At 68.1% G+C, this 14838-nt stretch carries 17 protein-coding genes; 15 read left to right on the top strand and 2 right to left on the bottom strand.

The window, feature by feature from the left end:
• The first annotated feature begins 33 nt into the window (after window positions 1-33).
• From K5880_RS00085 to K5880_RS00065, 5 genes are all read left to right on the top strand, one after another.
• A complete protein-coding gene (locus tag K5880_RS00085; RefSeq protein ID WP_297647031.1) occupies window positions 34-915 on the top strand; it encodes a transglutaminase family protein in 882 nt (293 codons plus the stop codon).
• 185 nt (window positions 916-1100) lie between these two features.
• On the top strand, window positions 1101-2075 hold the full coding sequence (locus K5880_RS00080; protein ID WP_297647028.1) for a VOC family protein: 975 nt from the start codon (window positions 1101-1103) through the stop codon (window positions 2073-2075).
• An 18-nt stretch (window positions 2076-2093) separates the two neighbouring features.
• Window positions 2094-2318, top strand: coding sequence for a recombinase-like helix-turn-helix domain-containing protein (locus K5880_RS00075; RefSeq protein ID WP_297647025.1), 225 nt, complete (start codon window positions 2094-2096; stop codon window positions 2316-2318).
• 45 nt (window positions 2319-2363) lie between these two features.
• Window positions 2364-3392: an aromatic ring-hydroxylating dioxygenase subunit alpha gene (locus tag K5880_RS00070; RefSeq protein ID WP_297647022.1), complete on the top strand. Its 1029-nt coding sequence runs from the start codon at window positions 2364-2366 to the stop codon at window positions 3390-3392.
• Window positions 3393-3403: 11 nt separating this feature from the next.
• On the top strand, window positions 3404-4369 hold the full coding sequence (locus K5880_RS00065) for a PDR/VanB family oxidoreductase (protein WP_297647020.1): 966 nt from the start codon (window positions 3404-3406) through the stop codon (window positions 4367-4369).
• Between the two features lie 24 nt (window positions 4370-4393).
• Here K5880_RS00065 and K5880_RS00060 read toward each other — a convergent pair whose 3' ends face one another.
• Window positions 4394-4939, bottom strand: coding sequence for a MarR family winged helix-turn-helix transcriptional regulator (locus tag K5880_RS00060; protein WP_297647018.1), 546 nt, complete (start codon window positions 4937-4939; stop codon window positions 4394-4396).
• Window positions 4940-5188: 249 nt separating this feature from the next.
• Between K5880_RS00060 and K5880_RS00055 the strand changes: the two genes are divergently transcribed.
• The 7 genes from K5880_RS00055 to K5880_RS00025 all read left to right on the top strand — a co-directional run bounded on the left by K5880_RS00055 (window position 5189) and on the right by K5880_RS00025 (window position 11383).
• The gene (locus K5880_RS00055; RefSeq protein WP_297647015.1) at window positions 5189-6169 is read left to right on the top strand and encodes a tripartite tricarboxylate transporter substrate binding protein; all 981 of its coding nucleotides are present in this window, start codon (window positions 5189-5191) and stop codon (window positions 6167-6169) included.
• A 5-nt stretch (window positions 6170-6174) separates the two neighbouring features.
• Window positions 6175-8460: a xanthine dehydrogenase family protein molybdopterin-binding subunit gene (locus tag K5880_RS00050; RefSeq protein ID WP_297647012.1), complete on the top strand. Its 2286-nt coding sequence runs from the start codon at window positions 6175-6177 to the stop codon at window positions 8458-8460.
• The gene (locus tag K5880_RS00045) at window positions 8453-9319 is read left to right on the top strand and encodes a xanthine dehydrogenase family protein subunit M (RefSeq protein ID WP_297647010.1); all 867 of its coding nucleotides are present in this window, start codon (window positions 8453-8455) and stop codon (window positions 9317-9319) included. Before K5880_RS00050 ends, K5880_RS00045 begins: the two co-directional genes overlap by 8 nt.
• A 3-nt stretch (window positions 9320-9322) precedes the next feature.
• Window positions 9323-9799, top strand: a complete 477-nt coding sequence (locus K5880_RS00040) for a (2Fe-2S)-binding protein (RefSeq protein WP_297647008.1) — start codon at window positions 9323-9325, stop codon at window positions 9797-9799.
• On the top strand, window positions 9789-10544 hold the full coding sequence (locus K5880_RS00035) for an SRPBCC family protein (RefSeq protein ID WP_297647006.1): 756 nt from the start codon (window positions 9789-9791) through the stop codon (window positions 10542-10544). Before K5880_RS00040 ends, K5880_RS00035 begins: the two co-directional genes overlap by 11 nt.
• Before the next feature lie 261 nt (window positions 10545-10805).
• Window positions 10806-11057 (top strand): type II toxin-antitoxin system ParD family antitoxin, encoded by a 252-nt coding sequence (locus K5880_RS00030; RefSeq protein ID WP_297647004.1) that lies wholly within the window; start codon window positions 10806-10808, stop codon window positions 11055-11057.
• On the top strand, window positions 11054-11383 hold the full coding sequence (locus K5880_RS00025; protein WP_297647001.1) for a type II toxin-antitoxin system RelE/ParE family toxin: 330 nt from the start codon (window positions 11054-11056) through the stop codon (window positions 11381-11383). Before K5880_RS00030 ends, K5880_RS00025 begins: the two co-directional genes overlap by 4 nt.
• Window positions 11384-11405: 22 nt before the next feature.
• Here K5880_RS00025 and K5880_RS00020 read toward each other — a convergent pair whose 3' ends face one another.
• Window positions 11406-11591, bottom strand: a complete 186-nt coding sequence (locus K5880_RS00020) for a hypothetical protein (RefSeq protein WP_297646999.1) — start codon at window positions 11589-11591, stop codon at window positions 11406-11408.
• Here K5880_RS00020 and K5880_RS00015 point away from each other — a divergent pair.
• From K5880_RS00015 to K5880_RS00005, 3 genes are all read left to right on the top strand, one after another.
• The gene (locus K5880_RS00015) at window positions 11590-12045 is read left to right on the top strand and encodes an AraC family transcriptional regulator (protein ID WP_297646996.1); all 456 of its coding nucleotides are present in this window, start codon (window positions 11590-11592) and stop codon (window positions 12043-12045) included. The genes K5880_RS00020 and K5880_RS00015 overlap by 2 nt on opposite strands.
• A 131-nt stretch (window positions 12046-12176) precedes the next feature.
• Window positions 12177-13532, top strand: coding sequence for a DUF1800 domain-containing protein (locus K5880_RS00010; protein WP_297646994.1), 1356 nt, complete (start codon window positions 12177-12179; stop codon window positions 13530-13532).
• Window positions 13529-14689, top strand: a complete 1161-nt coding sequence (locus K5880_RS00005; protein ID WP_297646991.1) for a DUF1501 domain-containing protein — start codon at window positions 13529-13531, stop codon at window positions 14687-14689. The genes K5880_RS00010 and K5880_RS00005 overlap by 4 nt, the downstream gene beginning before the upstream one ends.
• Window positions 14690-14838: the final 149 nt, after the last annotated feature.

The following is a 14838-nucleotide window of genomic DNA, read 5'->3' as shown; positions in this document are numbered from 1 at the left end:
CCCGCGGTTGCTGTTTGCCCCCATGATCCCTGCATGGTCCACCTTCATCTCGCGATCGATCTCCAGTACGAAATCCAGCCGCCCGGCGCCGATTTCATCTTCAACGTGCAGGCCGCGCAGTCGCCGCAGCAGACCGTGGTGTGGGAGGAACTGCAGGTGAGCCAGCCCGTGCCGCTGGTGATGCACACCGACCCCGCCACGCGCACACGCACCCTGCGCCTGACGGCCAGCCCCGGCTCGCTGACGCTGCGCTACCGCGCCACGCTGGACATCGAACACCACGTGGCGTCGCCCGACAGCGTGTTCGAGACGCCGGTGGCCCAGTTGCCACCCGACGCCCTGGCCTACATCTATCCCAGCCGCTACTGCCAGTCCGACTGCGTGACCGCCATGGCCAACAACCTGTTTGGCCATTTGCCGCAGGGCTACCGCCGCGTGCAGGCGATACAGCAGTGGGTGCAGAGCCAGGTCAAATTCGAGTCCAACACCAGCAACTCCATGACCTCGGCGCTGGACACGCTCAACGACCACAAGGGCGTGTGCCGCGATTTCGCTCACCTCATGATCGCGTTCTGTCGCGCGCTCAACATTCCCGCGCGCTTCACCACCGCGATCGACTTCGGCGCCGACCCGGCCCTGGGCCCGACCGATTTCCACGCCTATGTGGAGGCCTACGTCGGCCACCGCTGGTACATCTTCGATCCCTCGGGCACGGCCATTCCCATGGGCTTCGTGCGCATCGGCACCGGCCGCGACGCCGCCGACGCCTCGTTCGCCACCATCTTCGGCAGCGTCACCACGCACGCGCCGCGCATCGACATCTCGGCCGAGACGAACCGGCAGCGCGGCTGGGACATGCCGGTGCACCGGCCCGAGGGGCTGTCCACCGACAGCGGCCGGCAAACCATGGCCTGAACAGGCGTCGGGGTGAGCGGGCGCCGCGAGCGCTCCAGGGCACAAGACCGAGCAAATTACTCTGCGAAGCCACTTCCCATGCTTGGCATTTGTCGGTAGAATCCAAACTGTTTCAAGTAAGAAACAAGGATTTACTAAAGAAACGTCTGATCCGTCGCAGCGGGCAGGCACTTCAAGGACGACAGATGAGCGTATTGGGCATTGACCAGATCACCTTCGGCGCCACCGACCTGATGCGCTGCCGCCAGTTCTTCCTCGACTGGGGCCTCGCGCTGGTGGAAGAAGCGCCGCAGGAACTGGTGTTCGAATCGCTCAACGGCTGCCGCGTGGTGGTGGCCCATTCCGACACGCCCGGCCTGCCCGCCGGCGTCGAGCCTGACCCGACGCTGCGCGAGGTGGTCTGGGGCGTGGACACAGCCGAGAGCCTGGCGCGCTACCGCAGCCGCCTCAAGGACCGGCCCGGTTTCGTGGAGGCCGACGGCCGCGTCGGCTGCACCGACCCCAATGGCCTGGCGATCCGCCTGCAACTCACGAAAAAGCGCCCGGTGGCGATCGATTGCGCACGCACCAACACCTGGAGCGAACGCCTGCGCGTGAACCAGCGCAGCCCGGCCTACGACCGCGCCACGCCGATCGAGGTCGGCCACGTGGTGTTCTTCGTGACCAACCTGAAGGCCACCGGCGCGTTCTACACCGAGCTGCTGGACTTCGCCGTCTCCGACCGCTACCCCGAGCGCGGCCTGTTCCTGCGCTGTGCACCCGAAGGCGGCCACCACGACCTGTTCCTGCTGCAACCGCCCGAGCCGCGCAAGGGCCTGAACCACGTGGCCTTCGCCGTGCGCGACGTGCACGAGGTGTTCGGCGGCGGCATGCACATGTCGCGCTGCGGCTGGAGCACCGAACTCGGCCCGGGCCGCCACCCGATCTCCTCGGCCATCTTCTGGTACTTCGAGAGCCCGGCCGGCGCCCTGGTGGAGTACTACACCGACGAGGACGAACTCACCGCCGACTGGCAGCCGCGCGAATTCACGCCCGGCCCGACCGTGTTTGCCGAATGGGCCATCAAGGGCGGCATCGACGGCAACACCCGCCGCCAGGTGAACGCGCCCGCGCCCAGCGGCAAGTTCATGACCGACAAGCCCAAGCCCCCCACGGAATGACACCGAAGGAGACATGCCATGCGCACCCCTGACCTGTACAACGAAACCCACCAGGCGCGCACCGCGCCGCCGACCAATTACGAGGGTCTGCTGGGCGACTCGATCGAGCGCGCCTACGCCCAGGGCATCCACGACCTGGAAGGCCTGGTGAACTACCTCAATGACGCGGGTCCCTCCGGTCCCAACGGCCAGCGCTGGACGGCCGCGTCCTTCCAGCAGGAAATGGCCCGCCTCGGCGCCTGAGCGCCACCGAGCGATCCCCAAGCCCATCCGCCAGGAGAAACGTCCATGGATACCTCTGTCATCAATGTCCAGCTCGACCCGGTCGACGCCGTCCTCGAAGTCGGCCTCAAGGACCTGTGGTTCCCGGTCTGCCCGTCCGGCTTCGTCAAGGACAGCCCGATCTCGATCCGCCGCCTGGGCTACAAGATCGCCATCTGGCGCGACCAGACCGGCCAGGTGCACGCACTGGAAGACCACTGCCCGCACCGCGGCGCGCCACTGTCGCTGGGCGTGAACCTGGGCGACCGCCTGGCCTGCCCGTACCACGGCGTTGAAGTGCGCTGCGACGGCACCGTCACCCGCGTGCCCGGCAGCCCGGGCTGCAAGCTCGAAGGCTCGCGCCCCGCGCGCATGTTCCACGCCGCCGAAGCCGCCGGCGCCATCTTTCTCTACAACGCCAGCAACCCCATCCTGGACGAGGCGCCCGCACTGCAACTGCCGGAGGAACTCACCTCGCCCGAGTGGTCGCACTTCCTCTGCTACACCGAGTGGGGCGGCGACTACCGCTACGTGGTGGACAACGTGATGGACCCGATGCACGGCGTGTACCTGCACAAGCAGTCGCACACCATGAGCGAGGGCGACAGCCAGGCCGAGTTCCAGATCCGCGACATCCCCAACGGCTTCTGCTTCGAGAAGAAGGGCCAGCGCGGCGTCAACTTCGACTGGACCGAGTGGCTGGACCTGGGCATTCACTGGATGCGCCTGGAGATCCCGTACCCCAAGACCGGCGGCCCCGGCGGCAACTTCACCATCATCGGCAGCTACACGCCCATCAGCAACCGCAGCTCGGGCGTGTTCCACTGGCGCTGCCGCCGCGTGAGCGGCTGGCAGCGCGACACCTGGCGCTTCCTGTACAAGAACCGCCTGGAAGAGCGCCACTGGAACGTGCTCGAGCAGGACCGCGTGGCGGTGGAGAACATGGAGCCCGACGCCAACAAGCGCGAGCACCTGTACGCGCACGACATGGGCATCGTCAGGCTGCGCCGCCACCTGCGCAACCTGGCCAAGGCCCAGCTCGACAAGGCCGTGTGAGAATCATCCGGATGAGCACGATCACCACCTTGCAGGCCTGGGTCCACACGCTGCGGTACGAGGCCGACGACATCATCAGCGTGGACCTGCGGCCGGCACCGGACGTCGTGTTTCCCGCGTTCGCGGCCGGCTCCCACATCGACCTGCACCTGCCCAACGGTATGGTGCGCAGCTACTCGTTGTGCAACAACAGCCAGGAGCGCCACCGCTACGTGGTGGGCGTGCTGAAAGACCGCGCCAGCCGCGGCGGCTCGCGCTGCGTGCACGAGCAACTGCGCGTGGGCATGCGCATCACCATCAGCGTGCCGCGCAACCTCTTTGCGCTGCACGAGGACGCCACGCACTCGGTGCTGGTGGCCGGTGGCATCGGCGTCACGCCCGTGCTGTGCATGGCGCGGCGCCTCAAGGACCTCGGCAAGAGCTTCGAATTCCTGTACTTCGCGCGTTCGCGCAAGAGCGCGGCCTTCGTGGCCGAGATCGAGGCCCTGGGCGTGCCCGTCACCTGGCACTTCGACGATGAGCAGGGCGGACCGCCCGACCTCCGAGCCCTGCTGGGCCGGCGCGAGCCCGCAGCCAGCGAGCACTACTACGCCTGCGGCCCGGCGGTGATGCTCGACAGCTTCGAGAAGACCTGCGCCGCACTGGGCCACAGCCACGCCCACATCGAACGCTTCACCGCGGTGGAAGTGGCGGCCTCGGACGATGCGAAGACCAGCTTCACGGTCGAGCTGCGCCGCAGCGGCCAGACCTTCGAGGTCACGCCCGACACCACGCTGCACAGGCGCCTGATCGAGATCAAGGCCGACGTGCCATTCAGCTGCGAGGAAGGCATCTGCGGCTCGTGCGAGACCAAGGTGCTCGAAGGCGAGCCCGACCACCGCGACATGGTGCTCACCGACGCCGAGCGCGCGGCCAACAAGGCCATGATGGTCTGCGTCTCGGGCTGCAAGAGCGCGCGGCTCGTGCTCGACATCTGAGGCGCGACACCGGCGCCTGGGTTTTCAGCTCCCGGCAGCGGCCTCGCACTGGCGCCGCAGCTTGCCCAGCACGGTGTACAGGGTGCTGCGTTCCTCGCGGCTGAGCGTGAGGATCATCGCCGCCTGGCTGCGCCGCGCCTCGGGCATCACCTGTTCGTACAGCGCCTGGCCCTTGGCCGTCATCCGGCAGACCAGGCCCTTGCGGCTTTTCGTGCCTGTGTCCGGCGTTTCGACCACCACCAGCCCGCGCTCGTCCAGCAGGCGCAGCGTGCGGCTGACCTGCGCCTTGTCGGCCGCCGCCTGCTCCACCAGATCGGCAAAGGGCAGGGTGCCGGCGTGCGCGAGCACCGAGAGGATGCGCCACTCCGACACCGACAGCTCGTAGCGTTCCGCGTAGGGCAGGGTGATCGCGCGGCGCAGCGCGTTGCTGGTGTGGCTGAACAGGGTGGTCAGGAAATCGTGCACCGCCAGCGCGTCGCCATCGGGCGGCAGGTCGGCCCAGGGGCAGGCCCCGTCTTCTGGTGGCGCGGGCGGGGTGAGTGGCGTGTGGTCTCTCAGTTCGTGTCGCATGGCGGGATTCTGGCGGCTCACCGGGGTCTTGCGCATCGCCCTGGCGCCAAACCGTCGTTGATCAGTCAATTAAATTGCAACAAAGTGTTAGATCTCGGGTTTTCGTTGTTGATCGATCAACGACACCGATCTACCATGCATCTGTCTCTATTGTGAACATAGGTTTCCGATATGAAACAAGACCGGCACCGGACCGCCGACCGGACCGGACCCGACAACTGGCATGAATCAGCGTCACAGGAGTGCAAGATGAAATTGGATCGTCGACAGTGGATGGCCGCCGCCCTGGCCAGCACGGCCTTGTTCGCGGGAGCCGCGGCCGCCCAGACCTATCCCGAGCGCCCGATCAGTGTGGTGGTGGGCTACCCGCCGGGTGGCGACACCGATGCCATGGCGCGCATGTTTGCCGACAAGCTCTCACAGCGCCTGAAGCAGACGGTGATCATCGAGAACAAGCCCGGTGCCGGTGGCACGGTGGGTAACACGTACGTAGGTCGCGCCCAGGCGGACGGCTACACGCTGCTGTTCACGCCCAACCCGTTCACCACGGCGCCTTTCGTGCTCAAGCTCTCGCCTTCGGCCAGCTACGACGTGCTGAACGGCTTCGAGCCCATCATCAAGACCGCCACGCAGCCGCTGGTGCTGGTGGCGCATCCCAGTGCAGGTGTGAAGACCGTACCAGCCCTGGTGGCTGCGGCCAAGGGCGGCAAGGCCCTGACCTACGCCAGCCCAGGTGCCGGATCGCCCATGCACGTGGTGGCCGAGTGGCTGAACCGCTCGGCCGGCGCGAAGATCATGCACGTGCCCTACCGGGGCGTTGGCCCATCGGTGAACGACGTGGTCGCTGGACATGTGGACACTGCCTGGGTCACGCTCGGGCCCGTCACGCAGTACTTTGCACAGGGCAGGTTGATCCCGCTGGCCATCGGCGACGCGCAGCGCTCCGTACTGGCACCCAACGTGCCGACGCTGGTCGAGCAGGGCTACAAGGACGTGGTGGTTGGCGCCTGGAACGGCTTCTTCGCGCCCAAGGGCACACCACCCGAGGTGGTGAAGCTGCTCAATGGCCACCTCAATGAAATCCTGAAGATGCCCGACGTGATCGAGAAAATGGCCACCTTCGGCGCATTGCCGGCCGGCGGTGCCCCCGATGTGCTGGGCAAGACCAACGCATCGGAGTACCAGGTGATGGGCAAGCTGATCAAAGAGCTCGGCATCACGGCGGACTGACGGTCATGAGCGAATCCACCCTCGGGCGGGACACGCCGCAGGTCAACGCGCGCGCCAAGGTGCTCGGCCGCGCGCTGTACGCCGGCGACATCCAGCTCGCCGGCATGCTGCACGGCAAGATCCTGCGCAGCCCGTACCCGCATGCGCGCATCGTGCGCATCGACACCGCCGCCGCGCGCGCGCTGCCCGGTGTCAAGGCGGTGCTCACCAGCGCCGATGCGCCGGCCACGCGCTGGGGCGTGCACCACAAGGAGCGGCCCATCCTGGCCGACGGCGTGGTGCGCTTCGCCGGTGAAGAGGTGGCGGCCGTGGCCGCCACCTCGGACGAGATCGCGCGCGACGCGCTGGACCTGATCGAGGTCGAGTACGAAGAGCTGCCCGCCATCCTCACCCCAGAGGAGGCGCTGGACGCCGCCGCACCCGGCGTGCACCCGGGCCGCGGCAACGTGGCGCACGAGATCCGTTTCGAGCGCGGCAGCGTGGAGGAGGGCTTCGCGCAGGCCGACCTGGTTCACGAGGCCACCTACACCACGCACGCCCAGTACCCCGGTTACCTGGAGCCCATGGCCACGGTGGCGTCGATCGACGCGGACGGGCGCCTGCAGGTCTGGACGTCGACGCAGTCGGTGTTCCTGGCGCGCGCGCGCCTGGCCGCCGTGCTGGAGCTGCCGGTCTCGCGCGTGCGCGTGCTCGCGGCCACCGTGGGCGGTGGCTTCGGCGGCAAGATCATCGAGGACGACAACCAGCTCGTTGCCGGATTGCTCGCCCTGAAAACCGGCCGCCCGGTGCGCCTGGTCAACAACCGCCTGGAAGACTTCCAGGCCGCGTGCTCCAGCGTGCCCGAGCGCATCACGCTCAGGCTGGGCATGTCGCGCGACGGCCTGATCGTGGCCAAGGACGTGCGCATCGTCGCCGACTGCGGCGCCTACTGCGGCCTCTCGCCCGAGGTCATGCACGTCAGCGCCATGCGCAGCGACAACATGCACCGCCTGAAGAACGTGCGCTCGCACGCCGTCATGGCCTACACGCACACGCCTCCCCACGGCGCGTTCCGTGGCTTCGGCGGCACGCAGATGCTGTTCGCGCTCAACAGCCACATCCACACCATGGCCGAACAGCTGGGCCTGGATCCGGTGGAGATCCACCAACGCAACGCCATCGGGCGCGGCGAGACCTCGGTGCACGGCTGGGAGGTCGGCAGCACCGGCCTGCTGGAGTGCATCGCCCAGTGCACCGAAGCGATCGGTTGGGCCACCAAGCGCGCGCGCACGCCGCAGACCGGCGTGCGCCGGCGCGGCGTGGGCATGGCCGCGGCCATGCACGTGAGCGGCAACCGCACCATCGGAAACTGGGACGGCTCCACCGTGATGATCAAGGTCAACGAGGACGGCCGCCTGATGGTGCATTGCAGCGAAGGCGACATGGGGCAGGGCGCGATGACCATGCTCAGCCAGATCGTTGCGCACGAACTGCAGCTGCCTCTGGCGCACGTGCAGGTGATGGCGCCCGACACCGACGCCGCACCCTTCTGCATCGGCTCGCTGGCCTCGCGCGTGACCATGGCCGCGGGCAACGCCGCCATCGTGGCCGCGCACGCCGCGCGCGACAAGCTCTTCGCCGTGGCCGCGCAGATGCTGGACGCCCCAGCCGACCAGCTCGTGTTGGCCGACGGCTTCATCCACCTGCGCGAGCAGCCGCAGCAGCGCCGCACGCTGGCCGAGGTGGCGCGCCAGCACATCTGGCGCCACGGCGGCGAGGGCATCCAGGTGCTGGGCAGCTGGGATGCAAAGACCCGGATGCACGACGACCAGGTCTACGGCAACATCGCGCCGGCCTATTCCTTCGCCGCGCAGGCGGTCGAGGTCGAGGTGGACACGCAGACCGGCCAGGTCACGGTGATCGACAGCTTCGTCAGCGACGACTGCGGCAAGGCGCTCAATCCGCTGGCCATCCACGGACAGACCAACGGCGCGACCGTGCAGGCCATGGGCTGGACGCTCTACGAGCAGCTGCAGCTCGAAGGCGGCCGGATCATGAACGGCAACTTCGCCGACTACAACATGCCCACCGCCGATGCCGTGCCCATGCTGCGCGGCGGGCTGGTCGAGTCGAACGAACCCAACGGCCCGCACGGTGCCAAAGGCGCGAGCGAGACCGCCATCCTGCCGGGCGCACCGGCGATCGCCAACGCCGTGTACGACGCGGTCGGCGTGCGCATCACCGACCTGCCGATCACGCCGCAGAAAGTGCTGGCGGGCTTGCAAGCCTTGAAGGAGCCCGCGCGTGCTTGATTTCGATTTCCTCGAACCCGCCAGCGTGACCGAAGCCAGCCGCATGCTGGCCGACCTGGGCGACGAGTGCCGCGTGATCGCCGGCGGCACGGCGCTGCTGCTGGGCATGCGACAGCGCATGCTCACGCCCACGCACCTGGTGTCGCTGGGCCGCCTGCAGCACCTGCGCGGCATCGCGCTGGACGCGCAGGGTGGCCTGCGCATTGGCGCGCTCACGCCGCATGCCGAAGTGGCTGCATCGCCCCTGGTGCGCGAACGCTGGCCCATGCTGGCCAGCATGGCATCGCGCGTGGCCAACCCGCAGGTGCGCAACCAGGGCACGATCGGCGGCAACCTCTGCTACGCCGACCCTTCCACCGACCCGCCGGGCTGCCTGCTGGCGCTGGACGCGCAGGTGGTGCTGAGCAGCGCACGCGGCGAGCGGGTGCTGGCCATGCCGGACTTTCTCGTCGACTACTACACGACCGCGCTGGAGCCCGACGAACTGCTGAGCGAGATCCGCGTGCCCGCGATGGCTGCCGACGCGACGGGCCGGTACGCGCGATTCCTGCGCACCGCGGCCGAGCACCGGCCACTGGTCAGCGTGGCGCTGGTGGCGCGGCGCCAGGGCGCTGTCTGCACCGAGGCGCGCATCGCCGTCGGCGCCTCCACCCCGATCCCCGTGCGCCTGCCGCGCGCCGAGGCCTTTCTGGCCGGCAAGACCATCACGCCCGAGGTGGCGGCCGAGGCTGCGGCCATCGCCGCGGCCGACATTGACCCCGTGTCCGACGCGCGCGGCGACGCCGACTTCCGCCGCGCCATGGTGCGTGTGGTCGCGCAGCGCAACATCGCCGGCCTGTTCGGCCTGCCCGAGGAATAAGCCATGAGCCAGCATCCCATCGAACTCACCGTCAACGGCGAGGCTGTGCAGGCCACCGTGCCCGCGCGGCGCCTGCTGTCCGACTTCCTGCGCGACGACCTGCACCTCACCGGCACCAAGCGCGGTTGCGAAACCGGCATCTGCGGCGCCTGCTCGGTGCTGGTCGATGGCCAGGTCGTCAAGTCCTGCCTGAGCCTGGCCGTGCAGGCGCAGGGGCGCGCCATCACCACCGTGGAAGGCCTGGCGCAGGGCGAACAGCTGCACCCGCTGCAGGAAAGCTTCATGCAGTGCGGCGGCCTGCAGTGCGGCTACTGCACGCCGGGCTTCCTCATGACCTCGTGCGCGATGCTGGCGAACAACCCGTCGCCCAGCGAAGACGAGGTGCGCCACGGCCTCAACGGCAACCTCTGCCGCTGCACCGGCTACACCCAGATCGTCGAATCCATCTTGAACGCCGCGGAGAAGATGCGTGGAAATTGAAAAGACCCTGTTGCTCGACGCGCCCCCCGCGCGCGTCTGGGCCCTGCTGCTCGACCCGAACGCCATGGGCGCCTGCGTGCCCGGCATGGAATCCATCGACGTCATCAGCGAGGACGAGTACGTCGCCGTGATGAAGGTGAAGATCGCCTTCATCAGCGCGCGCTTCAAACTCAAGACGCGCATCGCCGAACGCGACGAGCCGCGCTACCTGCGCGCCGAGGGCACGGGCGAGGATGCCTCGGTGGCCAGTTCGCTCAAGCAGGCCAGCGAGATGTGGCTGGCCGAACGCGAGGGCGGCGGTACCGAACTGCGCGTGAAGGTCAAGGTGGACGTGCTCGGCCGCATGGGCACCTTCGGCCTGGGCGTGATGAAGACCAAGGCCGACCGCATGTGGGACGAGTTCGGCGTGAACGCGGCGGCGCGCCTGGCGGGCACGGGTGCGGCGGTGGTGGAGCCCCTCGCGGTGGCGGCGGAAGCTGCCGTTGCGACGCCGGCCGCCGGCTCATCCGCACCCGCTGTGGCACCGCCCACCACCGTGCGCCACGAACCCGCACCGCTGGCCGCAGCCATGGCACCCGCGCGTGCCGCACGAAGTCCGGGCTTCTGGGCGCGCCTGTTCGGCCAGACCCCGGCGGGCGGCCAGGACATCCGCGTGGAAGTGCGCCGCGGCGACACCACCCTCACCGTGCACTGGCCGGTGCAGGCCTCGCAGGACTGCGCGGCCTGGTTGCGTTCGCTGGTGTAGGGCCTGTTCACACTATTTTTCCCAGTGCGAAGGGGTTGCGGCCAAAAAGGCCATGCGCGGCGTTGCGAAGCCTCGCCGGGCCACCGGCCCGGCTGCGTTTCGCGCCTTGCGCATGGCCTTCTTGATCCGCAACGCATCTTGGAAAAATAGTGTGAACAGGCCCTGGTCTTCGACGGGCCCGGCTGGGTGGGGCGGGGGACTTTTTCGGTGTGGTGCAATACGGATCTTGCCAAATTTTGCCAAATTGCCTACGCTTGCCCCATGAGCACGATGAACATCTCTCTCCCCGACACCCTGAAGTCCTTTGTGGATGAACAGGTCAGCCAGCGTGGCTACGGCACCAGCAGCGAGTACGTGCGCGAGTTGATCCGCAAGGATCAGGATCGCCTGCAATTGCGTGGCTTGCTGATGGCAGGCGTGGCGTCAAGCCCGGCAGCGCCAGCCGATGCCCGCTACTTCGCAGGCCTGCGCGACCGGGTGCGCAAGAGCGCCGAAGCCGACGCCCGGAGATGAAGGTCAAGGCAGTCATCCCGCGTGAGCAAGCCAATCGGGATGTTGACGAGATCATTGCCTACTACCTGGGTGAGGGGGCCGTGCAGGCCGCGTCGGGCTTCATCGACGCGCTGGAGAAGGCCTACGCTCACATTGGCCGTCACCCGGCCATTGGCTCCCCGCGTTACGCCCACGAACTCAATCTGTCAGGTCTGCGCGTCTGGCCACTGACGCGATACCCATACCTCGTGTTCTACGCCGAGCACCCGGCCCACATCGATGTGTGGCGCGTGCTGCATGGCCAGCGAGACATTCCCGCGTGGATGCAGGAGCCCGACGGCGCGTGACCGAAGCCTCGGGCAGATTTCTCTACGCCGCAGCCCCCGGATACGGGCTCTGGTCCGCCGCCGACAGCATGGCGCGCGCCAGCCGTTCCATGAGTTCGCGCCGCAGCGGCAGGCTGGCCGGGTCGTCCCAGAGGTTGCGCAGCTCCAGCGGGTCGTCGCGCAGGGCGATGAGTTCGCCCCAGGGCTGGCGCCTCTCGGCCAGCCGCATGGGCGAGCTGCTGCTGGTCAACATCCTGCGCGAGCATCTGCTGCGCGCCATCGGCGCCACCGAGGCCGGCTGGTGGCGTGGCCTGTCCGACCCCGCCATCGCCCGCGCCATCGCCGCGATGCACCGCGAACCCGCGCGCGGCTGGAGCGTGGAAGCCCTCGCGTGCGAGGCCGCCATGTCGCGCTCGCGCTTCAGCGAGCGCTTCAAGACCCTGGTGGGTGACGCGCCCATGGGCTACCTGGGCGGCCACCGCATGGCGCTGGCGGCGGAGCAACTGGAGGCCGGCCACCAGCCGCTGGCGAAGGTGGCGCAGGACGCGGGCTACGAGTCCGACAAGGTGTTCGCCCGCGCCTTTCGCCGGTGGTCGGGCCTGTCGCCCACGGCGTATGCGAAGCGCGAGGTGGCGCGGCGCGCGGCCATGGGCAACCCGCACGCGGCGTCGGCGGCGGACTGATTCGCGGGCAGGGCCGCCCATCAGCGGCGGCCCTGGGCGCGCACTTCCATCAAACTTCCACAATTCAGAGGTTCGACGCGCGGATACTGGCTGGGCACTTGCGGAAACCCACGACGTCACAAGGTGAACGTATGCACGCTCCGGCGATAGCCTTGAACCGGTTCGGCCTCGGTGCCCGGCCAGACGAAGCCATTCCCGCCGACCCGCGGCGCTGGCTGCTCACCCAGTTCGACACCTATGAGGCCGCGCCCGCGCCGTGGGCTTCGGTGCGGCGAACGCCCCGGCTGCTTGACCTGTGGCTGACCCAGCAGCGTGAGGCGCGACAGGCGCCGCAAGGGCAGCGCAGCGGCATCCGTGAAGCCTACCTCCGGGCGGGACGCGACGACTATGTGGCCGCCGTGGGCGCCCGCATGAACAGTGCTCTCCAGACTTCCACGCCATTCATGGAGCGACTGGTTCATTTCTGGGCGAACCACTTTGCCGTGTCGGTGGACAAGCTGCTGGTCATCGGACTCGCGGGGGGCTTTGAGGCGGATGCCATACGCCCGAATATCCTCGGCACGTTCGAGGATCTGCTCCTGGCGGCCGTTCGGCACCCGGCCATGTTGCTGTACCTGGACCAGGCGCAGTCCACCGGCCCCGGCAGTCCGCTGGCCCGGCGCCGCCAGCAACGCGCCGCCGGGCTCAACGAAAACCTGGCTCGGGAGATTCTTGAACTGCACACACTCGGGGTGCGCAGCGGATACACGCAGGAAGACGTCACCGAATTCGCACGCGCGCTCACGGGATGGACGCTGCCCAATGACGAAAGCCGGGACGGCGGGCAAGGCACATTCAGGTTTGTCCCGGCCTTGCACGAACCCGGTTCACGCACGGTGCTGGGACGCACCTACGCAGAGGGCGGTGAGCAACAGGCCCGCGCCATCATTCACGATGCTGCAACGTCGCCGCAAACAGCCCGGCACATCGCGACCAAGCTTGCACGCCACTTCGTCGCCGACGATCCCCCGGCGGCGCTCGTGGAGCGCCTGTCGGACACGTTTGCCCGCACGAACGGAGAGCTGGCCGCGGTCTACCGCGAGCTGATCGCGTCCACAGAGGCGTGGCAGCCCGGCCACGCGAAGTTCAAAGCCCCATGGGAATGGGCGGTCTCGAGCCTGCGCGCGCTTGAACGCCGCGAGCTTCCCGCCACGCAGGCGATCCATCTGATGAATCAATTGGGGCAGCCAGTGTGGCGGCCGGGTTCTCCAGCCGGGTACGACGACATCGAGGGGACCTGGGCCGCGCCTGACGCACTGCTGCGCCGCGTGGAAGCCGCACAGCGGATGGCCGAACAGGCGGGCAATGGGGTCGATGCGCGGCTGCTTGGCCCGAAGGCCCTGCCTGGGGCATTGAGTCCGGCCACGGCCGGTGCCATTGCCCGGGCCGAGAGCGGCACGACCGCTCTCGCACTGCTTCTGGTTTCCCCGGACTTTCTCAGGAGATGAGCATGGGCCTCGATCGACGCAGCTTTCTGGGCGCAACCGCGCTGCTTGCCGTGCCACGTCTGGTGTTCGCGCAAGCGCGCACCGAAAGGCGTTTCATCTTCATCATCCAGCGCGGCGCAGCCGATGGTCTGAACACGGTCATCCCTTACGCGGAGCCTGCCTACGCGAGCCTGCGCGGTGGCCTTGCCATTGCCCCCGAAAACGCGCTGAAGCTCGATGGAACCTTTGCCCTGCATCCGTCGCTGGTGAACATGCGCGAGATGTACGCGGCGGGTCATGCGACCTTCTTTCACGCCGTCGCTTCGCCTTACCGTGAACGCTCGCACTTCGACGGCCAGAACGTTCTTGAAACCGGTGGCAGCGCACCCTACCAGCTGAAGGACGGCTGGTTGAACCGGCTCCTGGGCGCCATGCCCCCAGCGGGCAAGGCGGCCATGGCCTTCTCTCCCTCGGTGCCGGTGGCAATGCGTGGCGCCGTCGAAGTGAGTTCGTATGCACCCTCCGCGCTGCCAAAGGCGAATGAGGATCTGCTCCTGCGGGTCGCGCAGTTGTACGCCGACGATGCCAGGCTTCATGCCCTGTGGTCCTCCGCACTCGAGGCGCGCGGCATGGCCGGTGGCATGAGCGCCGGAGAGGGCAATCGACAGGACCCTGCAGTACTGGGCCGCATGGCGGCGGGCTTTCTCGCGCGGCCGGATGGTCCACGGATTGCGATGATCGAGACCAATGGGTGGGACACGCACAGCGGGCAGCATGCGCGCCTGGCGGCTCAACTCAAGGGCCTGGACGGCATGCTCGCTGGACTGCGCGATGGGCTTGGCGCTGTCTGGGCTGAAACCGTCGTGCTGGTGGCCACCGAGTTCGGCCGCACGGTCGCGGCGAATGGCACCGGCGGGACCGATCACGGCACCGGCGCCGTCGCGATGATGGCCGGCGGCGCGGTGCAGGGAGGCCGCATCGTTGCTGACTGGCCGGGCCTGGCCAGTGGCAACCTGCTCGAAGGGCGCGACCTGCGGCCCACACTGACGCTGGATTCGCTCATCGTCGCGGCGTGTGCAGAGAGCTTCAATCTGGACCCCGGCAAGCTGGCAGGCGTGCTGTTCCCTCACTCGCCGCGTGGGAAGCCGCTCCAGCGACTGCTGCGCATGAAGCTCTAGGGCCTGTTCACACTATTTTTCCCAGTGCGAAGGGGTTGAAAACAGCGCCAATCGAGGCGCGCGACGACGGCCAGACTGGGCATCTGGCCTAGGCGTGCAACGAAGAGTGGCGCTGTTTTCAACCCCTTCCCTTCGGGTTGCGGCCAAAA

It is taken from the genome of Hydrogenophaga sp. (assembly GCF_025699295.1).
Lineage (GTDB): Bacteria > Pseudomonadota > Gammaproteobacteria > Burkholderiales > Burkholderiaceae_C > Hydrogenophaga.
This window is presented reverse-complemented; position numbering and strand designations above follow the sequence as displayed.